We start from the raw sequence: 16,523 nt of genomic DNA, 5'->3' as shown, positions 1-16,523 counted from the left end.
GTTTGCCGCCGGGCGCGAAGCCCGAGGTCGGCTCAGGCGGCGACGAGCGGAAGCTGGCAGAGCACCTGCCGGCGAGCCTGCTCGAAGGTGGCGCGGGCTTCGTCGCCGCAGCAGCCGCAACAGTCCGAACAGCCGGTGCGCGCCTGCAATTCGGCAAAAGTCTGCACGCCATCGGCCGCTTCGCGGCGGATGTCGTGGTCGGTGACGGCATTGCACATGCAGACGTACATGACGCATATGAGAACGCGAATGCGAACGATTGTCAACAATCGACTGGGCGGGGCGGTCGTCCGTTCAGCGCGTCGGTCTTGCCCGCCGCGTGGGCCCTCCGCTCACGGCTTGATCGCGGTCACCACGCCGCCGATGGAATACACGCGGACCCCGGCCGTGGGGAATACGTACAGCCGCAACGCCACGCCGTCGGCCTGACTCACCACGATCTGGTCCACCTCGCCAAAGCGGGCCAGCATGGTGCACTGGCGGAAGGCCTCATCGCTCATGCCCACCGTGGGCAGCTTCTCCAGTTCGCCGCCGCAGTCCTGCTCCTGTTGTTCGATCGCCTGGCCAAGCTTTGCGGCCGATACCGCATTGCCGTGCTCGGCCTGTGCCTGCATGCGCGCGGTGATCGCCCGGTCGCGCAACTCGCGCGCCATGCGGGACAGGCGCGGTTCCGGCTTGAACAAGCCGTGCATCTTCGACACCGGCGCCACCCGCGGCGGCTGCGTCTCGGGCAGGGTTCGCTGGATCATGCCCACGCCCAGCGCCTGCAACCGGTCGAGTTCGCGCTCCAGTGCCCGCTCGTCGTAAGCAGGCGGGGGCGGCACGGTCGATGATGCAGGCGCAGCCGGGACCGCGCCGTCGCAGGGATGGTCCTGGAACACGTCGCCCCGGCACTTGTAGACCGCGTCGTCCGCGCGGGCGGAAAACACGCCTGTCGCCGCCAGCAGCAGCGTGATCGTCCATCGAACCGTGGGCGTCATCCGATCACTCCCGTGCCTGGCTTGCGGGTTTGTCGCACTGCGTCGATGGCTTCGCCTGGATGCGCTCGAAACGGGTCGGTGCGCCATCGGTTTCGATCACCTGGAAGCGGCCGTCGCTTGCCTCCAGCATTGCGTTGACGTCGATCACGCCACTCCCGTCGGGCTGCCACACGATCTTGTCAGCCTGTACTTTCCAGCGGCCGGTAAAGCCGGCGGTCGAGCGCCGGTCGAACGCGCTGGGGGTCATCACGTAGCGACCGTCGTCGCGCAATTCGATGCGCCGCATGATGCTTTTGTGCGTGGACGACCACAGGCCGATGAGCCCGCATGGCCGTTGGCTCGGCGTCATCATCACCTTGGCGGTCTCGCGTGCGGCCACGCCCATGCGTTCCCAATCGGCCTTGGGCACGCGGTGCACGCAGGTCGACAGCGACAGCACCCACGGCATCAGCACGATGGCCAGCCCGCCATACACCAGCAACCGGGCGGCCAGCGAATAGCCGCCGCGCAAGCGCGGCCAGGCGACGCGGCGCAACAGTCGATAGGCCAGCCACGAACCCAGGCAGGCGAGGATGACCCACTTGACGTTGCCGATGCCGTCCCAGCTGAAGTGCTGCTGTCCACGCGGCGCCGCCGCCTTCGCCACGGGCGCAGCAGCCGTGGGTGGCGGCGCGATCGGCTTCATCGCGACGGTGGGCGAGATGTAGCGATCGCCCGGCGGTGGCGGGGCAAAGCCGCGGCAGCTTGCCTGGCGATGGAAAAAGCCGGCGCCCGCTGCCAGCGTGTCGCGGCCCGGCCCCGCCACCACCACGGTGCCGTCATCGAGGACCGCCATAACGTGGCTGGTGCTGCCGAAGCCAGGGTCGGACAGCGCGAACACCCGCGCATCCGCCGGCCGATACAGCGCCACCGGATACGTCGAGATGGCGCAGCCATCGGGCAGGCGCTGCGCGTCGGCGCCCATCTGGCGCCCCATCAACACGTAATCCCACCAGCCGGTGCCGGCGTTCCACAGCATCGCGGTGGCCCGCCAACCATCGGCGTGCACGAAGCGGGCGCCAGCGTCGTTGATCTCGAAGCTTTCGCGTCCTGTCGGGTCGGTGATGGTGGCTAGCGGCTGCTGGCCGTGCACCGGCGCGCCGTAGGTGATCCCCTTGTCGTGCCAGTCGACGCGCCAGATCGTCCAGCGCGCCGTGCGCTCGTTCAGCACCGCGGCCTCGTGCATGTTGACCAGGGCAAACGCGCGCCCGTCCGGCAACAGGCCCAGTTGCGGCCGTGAATCGGCCAGGTATTGCAAGGTCGCGCCGCCGCAGCCGGACCAGCGGTTGATGGGAGCGGACCAGCGGTGACACTGCAACTCGTGCCGCGATTTCATCGTTACATACAGGACATCCCCCGACCGCAGCGCCAAGGCCGCGGGGTGTCCCGCCGAGTCCGCCTCCAGCGGGCCGGTGCTGCTCCAGCGATCGGTGCGCGCGTTCCAGATGCGCGCCACCGGCAGCCCGCGAAAATCGTCGGCGAGGTAGCCCACCAGAATCACGCGATGCCCGGGCAGCGCGTCGATCGCGGGCGTCGATCGCCAAGCGGGCACCTCCGCAGCCGGTGTCTCGGGTGACCAGCGCAACACCCCGTTGGCGGTGAAGATCAACGCACTGCCATCGGATCGCGCCACCATGCCGAGCGGCTGCGGCGCGTCGTTGCCCACGCTGGGAGAAGTGGTTCCGGCAAGTTGCCAACCTTGCGAATGCGGATCCCACAACCACGCCCACGGCGAGGATTGTCCCTGGACCGGCTGCAGCCAGGTGCCGCCGGCGACCAGTACGGCACCGGAGGCCAGCCGCACCGCAGCGTGGCCGTACAGCCCCACCGGGAGCTCCGCGCCCTCGATCCATGCGCCGCTGCGCGGGTCCCATAGCTCCACCGAACGCAGCGGCCGGCCATCCTCGCCCATGCCGCCGGCCACCAGTACGCGGCCATCGGCGAGCAGGGTGGCGGTGTGCGCGTAGCGTGCCACGTGCATCGGTGGCAGCGTTCGCCAGGCCTGTCCGCGGGCGTCGAGCAGTTCGGCCGAAGCCAGCGGATGATTGGTGTCATCAAGGCCACCGAGCACCAGCACGCTGCCGTCGGACAGCGCCGTCGCGCTGTGCTTGGCCCGCGCGGTGGCCATCCTCGGTGCGGCAACCAGCTTGCCGCCTGCATAGCGCACCACGCTGGCAAGCACGCCGCTGCCATCGTGCGGCAACTGCGGATCGCTTTCGCCGCCGATCAGCAGCACGCTGCCATCGGGCATCCCCGTGGCGGTATGGAAGATGCGCGTCTGCGCCAACGCGGGCGCCGATTGCCACTGTCGTTTGAGCGGATCCCAGATCGACATGCCTGCATACGGCGGATACGGCGCCGAATCGTTCAAGGCCTGCGCCACGTCGCACAGGCCGCCGGCGATCAGCAGCCGGCCGTCGGCCAGCACGGTGCTGGTGTGCAGGTAGACATGGCCGTCCGGACACTGCGGCGCGCGCGGTACGCGCACCCAGCCCCCGGCGGCGGGATCGTAGAGCTTGGGCGAAGGGTCCGGCCCGCTTTCCATGCCGTGACGCAGGCGCAAGGCGTCGTTCTGGTCCTGTTCGGCGCGCCACTCGTTGGCGGACATGCCGTAGCCGTAGGCAAGGACGCTGCCGTCGGACAGCACGTCCACCGTGCCTCCGCGCAGCGGTGTCAGGTAACCGCCAAACGGTTGCAGGTGGCCCGCCGTGGGATGCCATTGCGCGGACACTGGGCCTGCGCTGAGCACGCCGGCGAGGAGCAGCATCAGAAAGGCGAACCGGCCCATCACGGAGGGCAGCCCTGCAGGCGGGCGCGATCGCCGTACCAGCGCAGATCCGAGAGAGACTTGCGGCGCCGCGCTTCGATGGCGCGCCAGCCGTCGCCGGCGTCATCCGCGCTTGCCACCAGCGCGGCGGCGGCCGCGTCGTAGGCGCGCTTGCTGTCCGCCAGATGTTCGCGCAAACCGTGGCAGGTTTCCGCGAGCGCGGCGTGCGGGGTCGACCCATGGGACGCACAGGGTTGATCGCTGAAGAGCGGATGGTCAGGCGTGCCGCAGCGATGGATCGCCTTGGGCGAGTCGCCCGTGGGGGCCATGGCGGCGCGGGTCGTCTCCAACGACAGGTAGCGCTGGTAATCGGCATACTGCAGGAGGTATTCGTGGCGATAGGGCTGTGGCGACATCTCCTCGATGCCGGCGCGATCGGTTGCCAGTTGTTCGATCGTGGCCGCCGTGAGCGCGTGGCCCGTGCGCAAGGTGTCGATCGCCAACGACAATCGCTGCAGCGCGGCTGCGATCTGCTCGCCCTGCAGGCTATCCTCGAACCCTTTGCAATCGAGCAACATGGGGCCGCGGCCTTCGTCTTCGGTCACCGCGATGCCCCTGTAGTTTCCGTACGCCAGCATCTCCGCCTCGACCGCGTCGAAGTGAGCGTTGACCTGGGCGCGGCACTCCTCGCCGTTGCGCGCGTCGCGCGGGCCGATGGCGCGGGCGACGCCGACACTGGCGATCAGCAGTACGCCCGCCGCCATCCACCGATGGGCGACGCGAAGCCTGGCTTGGGTACCCATCCCCTGTTTCCTTCCCCTGGAATCGCCGCACTATACGACAGCGCGTGCGGCGGCGAACGCGGGATGGGCGTTGCGCAGCGTGACGGGAAGGAGGCCGGGATCAGGCCGCCGCGCGTCCGGTGCGCGGGCCCCCGACGGGTGTGTCGGCGTCTTCGCGTGGCGGCGTGGTGCCGATCTCCATGCCGAACAAATCCTCCACCAGCGGCGCGAAGTGGCGCAGTGCCCGCGCGTACACGTCGCGCTTGAAATTCACCACGTGCGCGGCCGGGTACCAGAAGTCGACCCAGCGCCAGATGTCGAACTCCGGCTTCTCGTTGGCATCGAGCTTCAGCGCCTCCTCGCCGCCGACCAGCTTCAGCAGGAACCACACCTGCTTCTGGCCGATGCAGGTCGGGCGCTGGTGCCGGCGCACGTAGCGCTCGGGCAGGCGATAACGCAGCCAGCCGTGGGTGGCGCTGATCACTTCCACGTGGTGTGCCGCCAGGCCGGTTTCCTCCTCCAGCTCGCGGTACATCGCCTCCAGCGGGGTTTCGTCGGTGCGCATGCCGCCCTGCGGGAACTGCCAGCCGTCACGATTGACCCGGCGCGCCCAGAACAGCTGGCCGTCTGCATTGAGCAGCACGATCCCCACGTTCGGACGGTAGCCATCTACATCAATCATGCGTCGCCTCCCGGGGCTTGGCCCCGCGAACCGGCGGCAAAAGGGCCGCGCGATCCTGCCCCGATTCAACCACAGCCCGCAAAGCAGCGGCAAGCTCGCCGACTTGAACGAACGCGCCACGCCCACTACACTTCCGCGCCCCGCCGGCGATCGCCCCGCGGCGGCTTCCCAATGGCTATGTAGCTCAGCTGGTTAGAGCACAGCACTCATAATGCTGGGGTCGGTGGTTCGAGTCCACCCATAGCCACCAAACGTGTCGCGCGTGTCTGTCCCGCCGACGTGTCCATCCGCGCGGACGTCGCCATGCACATCTTCAAGGTGTTTCAGCTCGAAGCAGCCCACCGCCTGCCGCACGTGCCGGAAGGCCACAAATGCGCGCGGCTGCACGGGCATTCGTTCCGCGTCGAGATTCATGTTTCCGGCGAGCCGGACCCGCGGCTCGGCTGGGTGATGGACTTTGCCGAGCTGAAGACGACCTTCCAGCCGCTGTATGACCAGCTCGACCACCACTATCTCAACGACATCGAGGGGCTGGAGAACCCGACCAGCGAGATGCTGGCGCGCTGGATCTGGCAGCGGCTGGAGCCGCGGCTGGCGGGGCTGGACAAGGTGGTGGTGCACGAGACCTGCACCTCGGGGGCCAGCTGCAGCCGGGCCGATTTCTGACGCGTTGCGTTATGCGGGTGATTTCCGCAAGTTGGCGTACAGGATGAACATTTGCCGACTGGTCTGGCGATTCCGGGAAATTCATGTTGCATTGCAACAGAAGTCTTGCTAGAGTGGCTGCCACTACCCCACCTCCACCCGAGGAACAAGCCATGACCCAGCAATTCAACAACCAGCTTTTTGCGTTCACCAAGCAGTTCACCGACAGCGCGTTCAAGGCGCATTCGCTGGCCCTGAAGGGGCTGGAGAAGGTTGCCGAGCTGCAGCTCAAGGCGCTCGAGGAGCAGACCAAGGTCTCCGCCGAGTTCGTCACCGACGTGATGGAAACCCGCGACGTCGACGGCCTGCGCGGCCTGTGGGAGAAGGGCAGCAGCCTGAGCCGCGAGAATGCCGAGCGCGCCGTGGCGGTGTCGCAGGAAGTGCTGTCGATCACCCAGAAGACCGCCGAGTCGCTGACCGCGCTGGTGCAGGAGCAGCGCCAGGCGGCCAATGACGCCGTGACCGCGCCGGTCGCCGGCAAGAAGGCCGCCGCCAAGTAATTCGCGGCTGCCGTGCAGCGGTACAAAGCTTCGAGAAGGCCGGACAGGGATGTCCGGCCTTCTTTTGTGCGCAAGATCGTGCGATCGCGGCAGATCGTCGCAGGCCTCGCGCCAAGCTGTGCGCTGGCGGGCGCGGCGGCGATTGGCAGGCTTCGCGGCTTGTCCGGGCAATCGGCGCACTGATATACTTTTACGGATTCGGATCGTGGCGGGTGACTGGATCGCGTCGCCTGACAAGGGCGCGCGCGGAGACGTCACTTGCTCAACAACCTGGCCTCGGGTCGGCGCCTCGCCTTGCGCATCGCATCGCTGCAGTTCGCGGTGGCTTTGCTGGCGGGACTCGCCTTCCTTGCGCTGGGGCGTCGTGAAGCGGTGTCGGCCGCGGCAGGCGCGGTGGTGGTGGCGCTGGGTACCGCGGTGATGTCGGCGCGGATGTTCAGCGGCATCGGCGGCGCGGGCTTGGCGCTGGGTCGGCTGCTGGCGGGCATGCTCCTGAAATGGATCGTGATCGTCGGAGGGCTGGTCGTGATCCTGTTCCAATTCAAGTTGCCGCCACTGGCCGCCATCACGGGGTTGGTGGCTGCCTACGCGGTCTATCTGCTGGCGTTCAGATTCAAGGGTTGAAGCATGGCGAGCGAGTCGGGCGGGCTTACCGAATACATCCAGCACCACCTGCAGCATCTTGTTCCGCACGCGAGCAAGGAAGGCTTCTGGGCAGTGCACCTCGACTCGGTCAGCGTGTCGCTGGCGCTCGGCGTGCTGTTCTGCATGTGGTTCTGGCTGAAGGCACGCAAGGCGACGGCCGGCGTACCTTCCAAGGGTCAGGCCTTTGTCGAGATCATCCTCGAGTTCGTCGATGGCCAGGTCAAGGACGTGTTCCACGGCGACCGCCGCGTGCTGGGTCCGCTGGCGCTGACCGTGTTCGTCTGGGTGTTCCTGATGAACGCCATGGATCTGCTGCCGGTCGACCTGTTGCCGTGGATCACCGAGAAGTTCGGCGTCGGCCACTTCCGCGCCGTGCCCACCGCCGACATCAACATGACCTTCGCGATGTCGCTGACGGTGTTCGTGCTGATCATCTTCTACAGCTTCAAGGCCAAGGGTGCCGGCGGCTACATGCGCGAGCTGTTCACCGCGCCGTTCGGCTCGAGCCCGTTCCTGTGGCTGCCCAACTTCCTGCTCAACGTGGTCGAGCTGCTGTCCAAACCGGTGAGCCTGGCGATGCGACTGTTCGGCAACATGTATGCCGGCGAGCTGGTGTTCATGCTGATCGCCGGCCTGTTCAGTGCCGGCGCCGGCCTGGCCGGCTGGGCCCTGTACGGCGCGGGCATCATCGGCTACACGGTGTGGGGCATCTTCCACATCCTGATCATCTCGATCCAGGCCTTCATCTTCATGGTGCTGACGATCGTGTACATCTCGATGGCGCACGATCACCACTGATTGGCTGTTGTCGAATCCTTCGTTTCATCCGTTTTTGCCATTCCCAGTTTGCTTTTCTCAGGAGACCGTCGTGGAACTCATCACTCAAATTGCTCAAGTGCAGTCCTTCACCGCCATCGCGCTGGGCCTGATCATCGGCCTCGGTGCGCTCGGTGCCTGTATCGGTATCGGCGTCATGGGCTCGAAGTTCCTCGAAGCGGCTGCACGCCAGCCGGAACTGGTGCCGCTGCTGCAGGGCCGCATGTTCCTGCTCGCCGGCCTGATCGACGCGGCGTTCCTGATCGGCGTGGCGCTGGCGATGTATTTCGCCGTGGCCAACCCGCTGCTGTCCAAGCTTGCCGGTGCCTGAGTCACGTGGCGGCGCACAGCGCCGCCGTTTCGACCCGGGCGTCCTGACGCCCGGGTTCGGTTCAACCCGTATTTGCAGGTAACGCAGCGATGGATTTCAACGCGACCTTGATTGGCGAAATGATTTCATTCGCCATCCTGATCTGGTTCTGTGTGCACTTCATCTGGCCGTATCTCAACAAGGCCATCGAAGAGCGCCAGCTCAAGATCGCCGAAGGCCTGAATGCGGCCGAGCGCGCGCATGCCGACTTGAAGGCTGCCGACTCCAAGGTGCAGGCCGAGATCAAGCAGGCCCGCCTGCAAGCCTCGGAGATCATCGACAAGGCCCAGCAGCAGGCCAACCAGATCATCGAAAAGGCCCGTGGCGAGGCCGTCAGCGAAATCAATCGCCTGAAGGCTTCGGCGCAGGACGACATCGCCTCGATGGCCCAGCGCGCGCGCGACGAGCTGCGCGAGCAGGTCGGTGCGCTGGCCGTGGCCGGCGCCAGCAGGATCGTGCAGCGCGAGGTCGATGCGTCGACGCACAAGGCCTTGCTCGACCAGCTCGCGGCCGAGATCTGATCGATGGCCCAGGCAATCACCCTCGCCCGTCCCTACGCCCGCGCCGCGTTCGAAGTGGCGCATGCCGCCGGCACGCTGGACGCGTGGTCGCAGGCGCTGGCGTTCGCCGCCGCGGTCGCGGCCGATCCGCGCGTGGCCGGTCTCGGCAACGATCCGCGGGTGGTGCCCGCGCAGCTCGTCGCGCTGCATCTGCCGGCCGGCATCGCCGCCGATGCGCCATTCGGCCAGTTCCTCGCCGAAATGGCCGAGCAGCGACGCCTTGCGTTGCTGCCGGAGGTGGCCGAGCTGTACGAGACGTTCAAGCGCGAATCCGAGTCGCAGCTGCTGGTCAAGGTGACCAGCGCGATGGCGCTGGACGCAGCGCAGACCGAGCAGCTCAAGGCTTCGCTGAAGCGCCGTTTCAAGCGCGAGATCGAACTGGATACCCAGGTCGATGCCTCGCTGCTGGCCGGTGCGGTGATCGACACCGGCAGCGAAGTGATCGACGGCTCCGCGCGCGGCAGGCTGGCCAAGCTGGCTGGCGCATTGAGCCAGTAGTTTCACGCGAAGCCAGCTTCGCGAAAGGCAATACCGGCAGTTCGGGCCGGACAGTTTGGTTTCACGCGAAGTCCATTTTCGCGACGAGCAAAACCCGACCCTCCATGGTCGGACAGATTGGTTTCACGCGAGATCCATCTCGCGAAGAGCAAGGCCGGCCATCCGGGCCGGACTGTTCAACAAGAGCTTTTCATTTCCGGGATAGATGACCATGTCCAGCACCACACTGAATCCGTCCGAGATCAGCGAACTGATCAAGAGCCGCATCGAGCAGTTCAAGCTCGGCGCCGAAGCACGCAACGAGGGCACGATCATCAGCGTGTCCGACGGCATCGTGCGCATCCACGGCCTGGCCGACGCGATGCAGGGCGAAATGATCGAGCTGCCGGGCAATGCGTTTGCGCTGGCGCTGAACCTCGAGCGCGACTCCGTCGGCGCGGTGGTGCTGGGCGACTACCAGCACCTGCGCGAGGGCGACACCGCCAAGACCACCGGCCGCATCCTCGAAGTTCCGATCGGCCCGGAACTGCTCGGCCGCGTGGTCGATGCGCTGGGCAATCCGATCGACGGCAAGGGCCCGCTGAACGCCAAGCTCACCGCGCCGGTCGAGAAGGTCGCGCCGGGCGTGATCTGGCGCAAGTCGGTCGACCAGCCGCTGCAGACCGGCTACAAGTCGGTCGACGCGATGATCCCGGTCGGCCGCGGCCAGCGCGAGCTGATCATCGGCGACCGCCAGACCGGCAAGACCGCGCTGGCGATCGACGCGATCATCGCCCAGCGCGATTCGGGCATCAAATGCATCTACGTGGCGATCGGCCAGAAGCGTTCGTCGATCGCCAACGTGGTGCGCAAGCTGGAAGAGAACGGCGCCCTGGCCAATACCATCGTGGTGGTCGCCTCGGCCTCCGAGTCGGCCGCGCTGCAGTACGTGGCGCCGTATTCCGGTTGCGCGATGGGCGAGTACTTCCGCGATCGCGGACAGGATGCCCTGATCGTCTACGACGATCTGTCCAAGCAGGCCGTGGCCTATCGCCAGATCTCGCTGCTGCTGAAGCGCCCGCCGGGCCGCGAGGCGTATCCGGGCGACGTGTTCTATCTCCACTCGCGTCTGCTCGAGCGCGCCTCGCGCGTGTCCGAGGCCTATGTCGAGAAGTTCACCAACGGCGAGGTCAAGGGCAAGACCGGCTCGCTGACTGCGCTGCCGATCATCGAGACCCAGGGTGGCGACGTCTCCGCATTCGTGCCGACCAACGTGATCTCGATCACCGACGGCCAGATCTTCCTGGAAACCGACCTGTTCAACGCCGGCATCCGCCCGGCCGTCAACGCCGGCATCTCGGTGTCGCGCGTGGGCGGTTCGGCGCAGACCAAGATCGTCAAGAAGCTCTCCGGCGGCGTCAAGCTGGCGCTGGCGCAGTTCCGCGAGCTGGCCGCGTTCGCGCAGTTTGCCTCGGACCTGGACCCGGCCACCCGCGCCCAGCTTGATCGCGGCCAGCGCGTCACCGAGCTGATGAAGCAGAAGCAGTATTCGCCGCTGTCGATCGCCGAGCTGGCGCTGTCGGTCTACGCCGCCGAGAAGGGCTACCTCGACGACCTGCCGGTGAACAAGGTGCTGCCGTTCGAGAAGGGCCTGCACGCCTTCATGCATCAGACCCACGAGGAACTGATGAAGAAGATCGTCGCCACCGGCGCCTGGGACAACGACATCGAAGCCACCTTCAAGGCCTCGCTGGACGAGTACAAGAAGACCGGCAGCTGGTGAGAGGGCCGGGATTCGGGATCGAGGTCAGGGATGCGGCAGGACGCGAGTTCGCCGTTTCCGTGAATCCCGGATCCGCAACCCCACGAGTGAGCACAGCGAGCGAGTAGAAGATGGCAAGCGGACGCGAAATCAAAACCAAGATCAAGAGCACGCAGAACATGCGCAAGGTGACGCGCGCGCTCGAGATGGTCTCGGCGGCCAAGATCCGTCGCGCACAGGACCTGATGCGCGCCTCGCGCCCGTATGCGCGGCTGATGCGCAAGGTGATCGCGCACGTGGCGCAGGCCAGCACGGATTTCAGCCATCCGTTTTTGGTCGAGCGCGACAACGTGGCGCGGGTCGGCTACATCGTGGTGTCGACCGACCGCGGCCTGTGCGGCGGCCTCAACTCCAACCTGTTCCGCCGCCTGCTGCCGGCGATCGCCGAGTGGCAGAAGCAGGGCGTGCAGGTCGACGTGGTGGCGATCGGCCAGAAGGCGATCTCGTTCTTCCGCCGCATCAAGGGCGTCAACCTGGTCGGCACGGTCAGCCACCTGGGCGAGAAACCGCGGCTGGAGCAGCTGGTCGGCGTGATCAAGGTGATGATGGACGCCTACGCGGCCAACGGCCTGGATCGCGTGTTCCTCGCCTACAGCGACTTCGTCAACACCATGACGCAGAAGCCGACCATCGACGCGCTGCTGCCGCTGCCGCTGGTGGCGGCCGAGCTGGAAGCGCATGAGGATGCCGGCGAGTCGGCCTATGCGGGCGTGAAGCTGGAAGCCGGGCACGACTGGGACTACCTCTACGAGCCCGACGCGCAGACCGTGCTGGAGCACGTGCTGGGCCGCTACATCGAGTCGGTGGTGTACCAGGCCACGCTGGAGAATCTGGCCAGCGAGCACGCCGCCCGCATGGTCGCGATGAAGGCCGCGTCGGACAACGCGAACAAGGTGATCGACACGCTGACGCTGACCTACAACAAGGCACGCCAGGCGGCGATCACGCAGGAAATATCGGAAATCGTCGGCGGTGCCGCGGCGGTATGAGTGCAGGCATCCATGCCTGCAAGAGCAAGTCAAGAAGCGGCCATCCATGGCCGCACTGTTGAAGGGAAGCGATCATTCGTGATCGCAGGGCAAGATCAAGAAGCAGCCATCCGTGGTTGCACTCTCAAATGAAGCGACGCTTCGTCGGCGCTATGACAAGACACTTAGAGATTCATCCGGAGCTATCAGCATGAGCCAGGGCAAAGTTGTTCAGATCATCGGCGCGGTCGTCGACGTGGAGTTCGCGCGTGACCAGGTGCCGCAGGTGTACGACGCACTCAAGATCGACGGCACCGATATTACGCTGGAAGTGCAGCAGCAGCTCGGCGACGGCATCGTGCGCGCGATCGCGCTGGGCTCCACCGAGGGCCTGAAGCGCGGCCTCATGGCGCGCAACACCGGCGAAGGCATCAAGGTGCCGGTCGGCAAGGCCACCCTGGGCCGGATCATGGACGTGCTGGGCAATCCGATCGACGAGGTCGGCCCGATCGAGGCGAAGGATCACTGGGTGATCCACCGCGAGGCGCCGAGCTACGACGAGCAGGCCGCGTCGAACGACCTGCTGGAAACCGGCATCAAGGTGATCGACCTGGTCTGCCCGTTCGCCAAGGGCGGCAAGGTCGGCCTGTTCGGCGGCGCCGGCGTGGGCAAGACGGTGAACATGCTGGAGCTGATCAACAACATCGCCACCCAGCACGCCGGCCTGTCGGTGTTCGCCGGCGTCGGCGAGCGCACCCGCGAAGGCAACGACTTCTACCACGAGATGCAGGACGCGGGCGTCGTCAAAATCGACAACCTGCCCGAGTCGAAAGTGGCGATGGTCTACGGCCAGATGAACGAGCCGCCGGGCAACCGTCTGCGCGTGGCGCTGACCGGCCTGACCATGGCCGAGTACTTCCGCGACGAGAAGGACGAGAGCGGCAAGGGCAAGGACGTGCTGTTCTTCGTCGACAACATCTACCGCTACACCCTGGCCGGTACCGAAGTGTCCGCGCTGCTCGGCCGCATGCCGTCGGCGGTGGGCTACCAGCCGACGCTGGCCGAGGAAATGGGCGTGCTGCAGGAGCGCATCACCTCGACCAAGACCGGCTCGATCACCTCGATCCAGGCCGTCTACGTGCCCGCCGATGACTTGACCGATCCGTCGCCGGCGACCACCTTCGCGCATCTGGACTCCACCGTGACGCTGTCGCGCGACATCGCCTCGCGCGGCATCTACCCGGCGGTGGACCCGCTCGACTCGACCAGCCGTCAGCTCGATCCGAACGTGGTCGGCGCCGAGCACTACGACGTGGCCCGCCGCGTGCAGGGTACGCTGCAGCGCTACAAGGAGCTGAAGGACATCATCGCGATCCTGGGCATGGACGAGCTGTCCGAAGAGGACAAGCAGGCCGTGTACCGCGCGCGCAAGTGCGAGCGCTTCTTCTCGCAGCCGTTCCACGTGGCCGAAGTGTTCACCGGCTCGCCCGGCAAGTACGTGTCGCTGGCCGAAACCATCCGTGGCTTCAAGATGATCGTCGACGGCGACGTGGACCACCTGCCGGAGCAGGCGTTCTACATGGTCGGCGGCATCGACGAGGCGATCAAGAAGGGTGAGGAGATGGGGGCCAAGAAAGCCGCCTGAGCGGCTTTCGTGGATCGGGAATAGGGAATGGGAAAAGCAAACGCTGCTCCGTTCCGCGTTGCCCTGCTTTCAACCCTTTCCCCTTCCCTGTTCCCCATTCCCGTCGAACGAACGCAGTGAGAGAGACCCCATGACAACCATCCGAGTCGACATCGTCAGCGCCGAGGCCGAGATTTTTTCCGGCGAGGCGACCATGGTCGTGGCGACCGGTGACCAGGGCGAGCTGGGTATCACGCCGCGCCACGCGCCGCTGATCACCCGACTCAAGCCCGGCCATGTCGACGTATTGCTGGAAGGCGGCGAGCGCCAGCAGTTCTATGTTTCCGGCGGCATCCTCGAGGTGCAGCCGCAGGTGGTCACCGTGCTGGCCGATACTGCCGCACGGGCGGCGGACCTGGATGAGGTATCCGCGCAGCAGGCGATGAAGGAAGCGCGCGACGCGCTGGCCAACCGCACCGACGCGATCGAACTGGCCGAGGCACAGACCCGGCTCACCCAGGCGATGGCCCAGTTGCAGGCGCTGGAGCGGCTGCGCAAGAACCTCAAGCACTGAGGCCCCGCGGCCGGATTCCTGCCGCTAGAGGTTTTCCGGCCCGCGGCGCAGCCAGCTGTCGATCAATGCCTTGTCGTAGCGCAGCGGATCGGTATCGCCCACGCGCGCGGCGCCACTCTGCAGGTAGCCCAGGTTGCGCAGCTTGCGCGAACCTTCGCGCACCACCTTGCCGTTGCTGTCGGTCAGTTTGAAGTCGAGATCGATGCGCGGCGGATAGACGTCCTTCATGAAGCGCACGTACCTCAGCTGCGGGCCGTGCCAGGGCTCGTAGCCGCCGGCGAGCTTGATGTCGGTGATGCTGACCTCCAGGCGATCGCCGGCCGGCAGCATCTTCGTGGCGCGCTTGATCAGATGGGCTTTCAGCGGCTCCAGATAGCTCCTCCCGTTGAAGCGGTCCTGCAGGCCGTATTGCCGGGCCTCGCTGAACTCCTCCGGATTGACGTAATTCACGGTGACCCGCGCGCCGGGAACGGGCTCGCCCACGGCGATCGTCGGCGGCGGCGCGGCCGCCGCCATCGCGGGTGCCAGCCCGCCGGCCGCGGCCAGGGCAAGCAGGGCCACGAAACTGCACGGATGGATTCCGGTCATGCGCGTCATGCTGCACCTCGTCTGTTTGCTGCTTGTCGGCACCAGTCTGTCACGGCGATCGTTGCGCTTTTGTATGCGCCTTCGCAAGCCGCGGCGAGGGCTCGGCCGCACCGGACCGGCGGCATCGGCTGCTATGCTTTTGCTTCGTTCGGAACGGGGTCGCAACCGATGGAAACAACGCCGCTGCACGTGATCATCCTGGCGGCCGGTGCCGGCACGCGGATGAAATCCAATCGCGCCAAGGTGCTGATGCCGCTGGCCGGCAAGCCGCTGCTGGCGCACGTGCTCGCCACCGCGCGAACCTTGCAGCCAGCCGCCATCCACGTCGTCTACGGGCATTGTGGCGAGCAGGTGCGCGCGGCGTTTGCCGGGCAGGACGATCCCGGATCAGAGCCGGGGCAGGCCCTGCATTGGGTGTTGCAGGCCGAGCGGCTCGGCACCGGTCACGCGGTGGAGCAGGCGATCGCCGGCGTGCCGCGCGCGGCACGCGTACTGGTGCTGTACGGCGACGTGCCGCTGACCCGCGCGGAAACGCTGCGCCAGCTGCTGGACGCCGAAGGCGGCTTCAGCCTGCTCACCACGCGGCTGGCCGATCCGACCGGCTACGGGCGCGTGCTGTGCGACGGCAACGGCCACGTGCGCGAGGTGGTCGAGGAGAAGGGCGCCGACGCCGGCCAGCGCGCGGTCAACCTGGTCAACACAGGCATCCTGCTGGCCGACGCGCTGGCCCTGCGCGGCTGGCTCAAGCAACTCGATCGCGACAACGCGCAAGGCGAGTACTACCTCACGGACATCTTCGCGATGGCTGCCGCCGAGGGCCGCGGCGCACTCAGCGTCGAGTGCGCCGACCCGGTGGAAGCCGCCGGCGCCAACGATCCCGTGCAACTGGCCGAGCTGGAAGCCGCCTGGCGTCGCCGCGCCGCGCACGCGTTGCTTCGCGATGGCGTGCGCATGGCCGACCCGCTGCGCGTGGAAGTGCGCGGGACGGTCGAGGCCGGCCGCGACGTCGAGCTCGACATCGACGTGATCCTGGAAGGGCGCGTGGTGCTCGGCGACGACGTGCGCATCGGCGCCTTCACTCGCCTGAAGGACGTGCAACTGGCCGCCGGCACCGTGCTGCATCCGCACTGCGATCTCGACGGCGTGGTCACTCACGGCCCGTGCACGATCGGCCCGTTCGCGCGGCTGCGTCCGGGCACCGAGCTGGACGCCGGCGTGCACGTGGGCAACTTCGTCGAGACCAAGAAAACCCGCATCGGCGAAGGCAGCAAGGCCAACCACCTCACCTACCTCGGCGACACCGTGGTCGGCCGTGGCGTCAATATCGGCGCCGGCACCATCACCTGCAACTACGACGGCGTGAACAAGTTCGTTACCCGCATCGGCGACGGCGCCTTCATCGGCTCCAACTGCGCCCTGGTCGCCCCGGTGAGCATCGGCGCGCAAGCCACCCTCGGCGCCGGCTCGGTGATCACCCGCGACGCGCCGGAAGGCCAGCTGACTCTGGCGCGCGCCCGACAGCAGACGTTCGAGGGCTGGCGGCGACCGGTGAAACAGAAGTGAGGAGCGAAAGCTGAAGGGCCGCTCGCGCTGTTTTCGCGCCACGCGATCTGCGCGCCCGCGA

General features: G+C 66.9%; 18 protein-coding genes and 1 tRNA gene. 13 read left to right on the top strand and 6 right to left on the bottom strand.

The window, feature by feature from the left end; genetic code table 11:
* Positions 1–32: 32 nt before the first annotated feature.
* The 5 genes from ACFCQI_RS06495 to ACFCQI_RS06475 form a co-directional block, all read right to left on the bottom strand.
* Positions 33–218: a (2Fe-2S)-binding protein gene (locus ACFCQI_RS06495; RefSeq protein WP_395120633.1), complete on the bottom strand. Its 186-nt coding sequence runs from the start codon at positions 216–218 to the stop codon at positions 33–35.
* Between the two features lie 114 nt (positions 219–332).
* Positions 333–980, bottom strand: a complete 648-nt coding sequence (locus ACFCQI_RS06490; protein WP_395120632.1) for a hypothetical protein — start codon at positions 978–980, stop codon at positions 333–335.
* A 4-nt stretch (positions 981–984) separates the two neighbouring features.
* Positions 985–3,786, bottom strand: coding sequence for a Kelch repeat-containing protein (locus ACFCQI_RS06485; protein WP_395120631.1), 2,802 nt, complete (start codon positions 3,784–3,786; stop codon positions 985–987).
* Positions 3,787–3,806: 20 nt separating this feature from the next.
* Entirely contained in the window at positions 3,807–4,589 is a 783-nt protein-coding gene (locus ACFCQI_RS06480; RefSeq protein ID WP_395120630.1) for a hypothetical protein, read from the bottom strand.
* A gap of 100 nt (positions 4,590–4,689) precedes the next feature.
* On the bottom strand, positions 4,690–5,250 hold the full coding sequence (locus tag ACFCQI_RS06475) for an RNA pyrophosphohydrolase (RefSeq protein ID WP_395120629.1): 561 nt from the start codon (positions 5,248–5,250) through the stop codon (positions 4,690–4,692).
* 173 nt (positions 5,251–5,423) lie between these two features.
* Between ACFCQI_RS06475 and ACFCQI_RS06470 the strand changes: the two genes are divergently transcribed.
* From ACFCQI_RS06470 to ACFCQI_RS06415, 12 genes are all read left to right on the top strand, one after another.
* Positions 5,424–5,500 (top strand) — tRNA-Met (locus ACFCQI_RS06470).
* Between the two features lie 53 nt (positions 5,501–5,553).
* Positions 5,554–5,916 (top strand): 6-carboxytetrahydropterin synthase QueD, encoded by a 363-nt coding sequence (gene queD, locus ACFCQI_RS06465; RefSeq protein ID WP_395120628.1) that lies wholly within the window; start codon positions 5,554–5,556, stop codon positions 5,914–5,916.
* Between the two features lie 152 nt (positions 5,917–6,068).
* Complete coding sequence (locus ACFCQI_RS06460; protein ID WP_324895272.1) at positions 6,069–6,455, top strand: phasin family protein; 387 nt, start codon at positions 6,069–6,071, stop codon at positions 6,453–6,455.
* Positions 6,456–6,713: 258 nt separating this feature from the next.
* Positions 6,714–7,079 (top strand): hypothetical protein, encoded by a 366-nt coding sequence (locus ACFCQI_RS06455; RefSeq protein WP_395120627.1) that lies wholly within the window; start codon positions 6,714–6,716, stop codon positions 7,077–7,079.
* 3 nt (positions 7,080–7,082) lie between these two features.
* On the top strand, positions 7,083–7,898 hold the full coding sequence (atpB, locus tag ACFCQI_RS06450) for a F0F1 ATP synthase subunit A (protein WP_395120626.1): 816 nt from the start codon (positions 7,083–7,085) through the stop codon (positions 7,896–7,898).
* A 79-nt stretch (positions 7,899–7,977) separates the two neighbouring features.
* Positions 7,978–8,247, top strand: a complete 270-nt coding sequence (atpE, locus tag ACFCQI_RS06445) for a F0F1 ATP synthase subunit C (RefSeq protein ID WP_395121285.1) — start codon at positions 7,978–7,980, stop codon at positions 8,245–8,247.
* Between the two features lie 89 nt (positions 8,248–8,336).
* Complete coding sequence (locus tag ACFCQI_RS06440; RefSeq protein ID WP_395120625.1) at positions 8,337–8,807, top strand: F0F1 ATP synthase subunit B; 471 nt, start codon at positions 8,337–8,339, stop codon at positions 8,805–8,807.
* Positions 8,808–8,810: 3 nt separating this feature from the next.
* On the top strand, positions 8,811–9,344 hold the full coding sequence (locus ACFCQI_RS06435; protein WP_395120624.1) for a F0F1 ATP synthase subunit delta: 534 nt from the start codon (positions 8,811–8,813) through the stop codon (positions 9,342–9,344).
* 211 nt (positions 9,345–9,555) lie between these two features.
* A complete protein-coding gene (gene atpA, locus ACFCQI_RS06430; protein WP_395120623.1) occupies positions 9,556–11,106 on the top strand; it encodes a F0F1 ATP synthase subunit alpha in 1,551 nt (516 codons plus the stop codon).
* Positions 11,107–11,216: 110 nt separating this feature from the next.
* A complete protein-coding gene (atpG, locus tag ACFCQI_RS06425) occupies positions 11,217–12,134 on the top strand; it encodes a F0F1 ATP synthase subunit gamma (protein ID WP_395120622.1) in 918 nt (305 codons plus the stop codon).
* A gap of 190 nt (positions 12,135–12,324) precedes the next feature.
* Positions 12,325–13,758, top strand: coding sequence for a F0F1 ATP synthase subunit beta (atpD, locus tag ACFCQI_RS06420; protein WP_395120621.1), 1,434 nt, complete (start codon positions 12,325–12,327; stop codon positions 13,756–13,758).
* A 130-nt stretch (positions 13,759–13,888) separates the two neighbouring features.
* On the top strand, positions 13,889–14,311 hold the full coding sequence (locus ACFCQI_RS06415; protein ID WP_395120620.1) for a F0F1 ATP synthase subunit epsilon: 423 nt from the start codon (positions 13,889–13,891) through the stop codon (positions 14,309–14,311).
* 24 nt (positions 14,312–14,335) lie between these two features.
* Here the strand turns inward: ACFCQI_RS06415 and ACFCQI_RS06410 are convergent, their stop codons facing one another.
* Positions 14,336–14,899, bottom strand: coding sequence for a DUF3016 domain-containing protein (locus tag ACFCQI_RS06410; RefSeq protein ID WP_395120619.1), 564 nt, complete (start codon positions 14,897–14,899; stop codon positions 14,336–14,338).
* A gap of 168 nt (positions 14,900–15,067) precedes the next feature.
* Between ACFCQI_RS06410 and glmU the strand changes: the two genes are divergently transcribed.
* Entirely contained in the window at positions 15,068–16,462 is a 1,395-nt protein-coding gene (glmU, locus tag ACFCQI_RS06405) for a bifunctional UDP-N-acetylglucosamine diphosphorylase/glucosamine-1-phosphate N-acetyltransferase GlmU (protein WP_395120618.1), read from the top strand.
* The last annotated feature ends 61 nt before the right edge of the window (positions 16,463–16,523 follow it).

It is taken from the genome of Rhodanobacter sp. FW102-FHT14D06 (genome assembly GCF_043950705.1).
Classification (GTDB): domain Bacteria; phylum Pseudomonadota; class Gammaproteobacteria; order Xanthomonadales; family Rhodanobacteraceae; genus Rhodanobacter.
The sequence above is the reverse complement of the archived record's forward strand: the minus strand, read 5'-3'. Positions and strand labels throughout refer to the sequence as shown.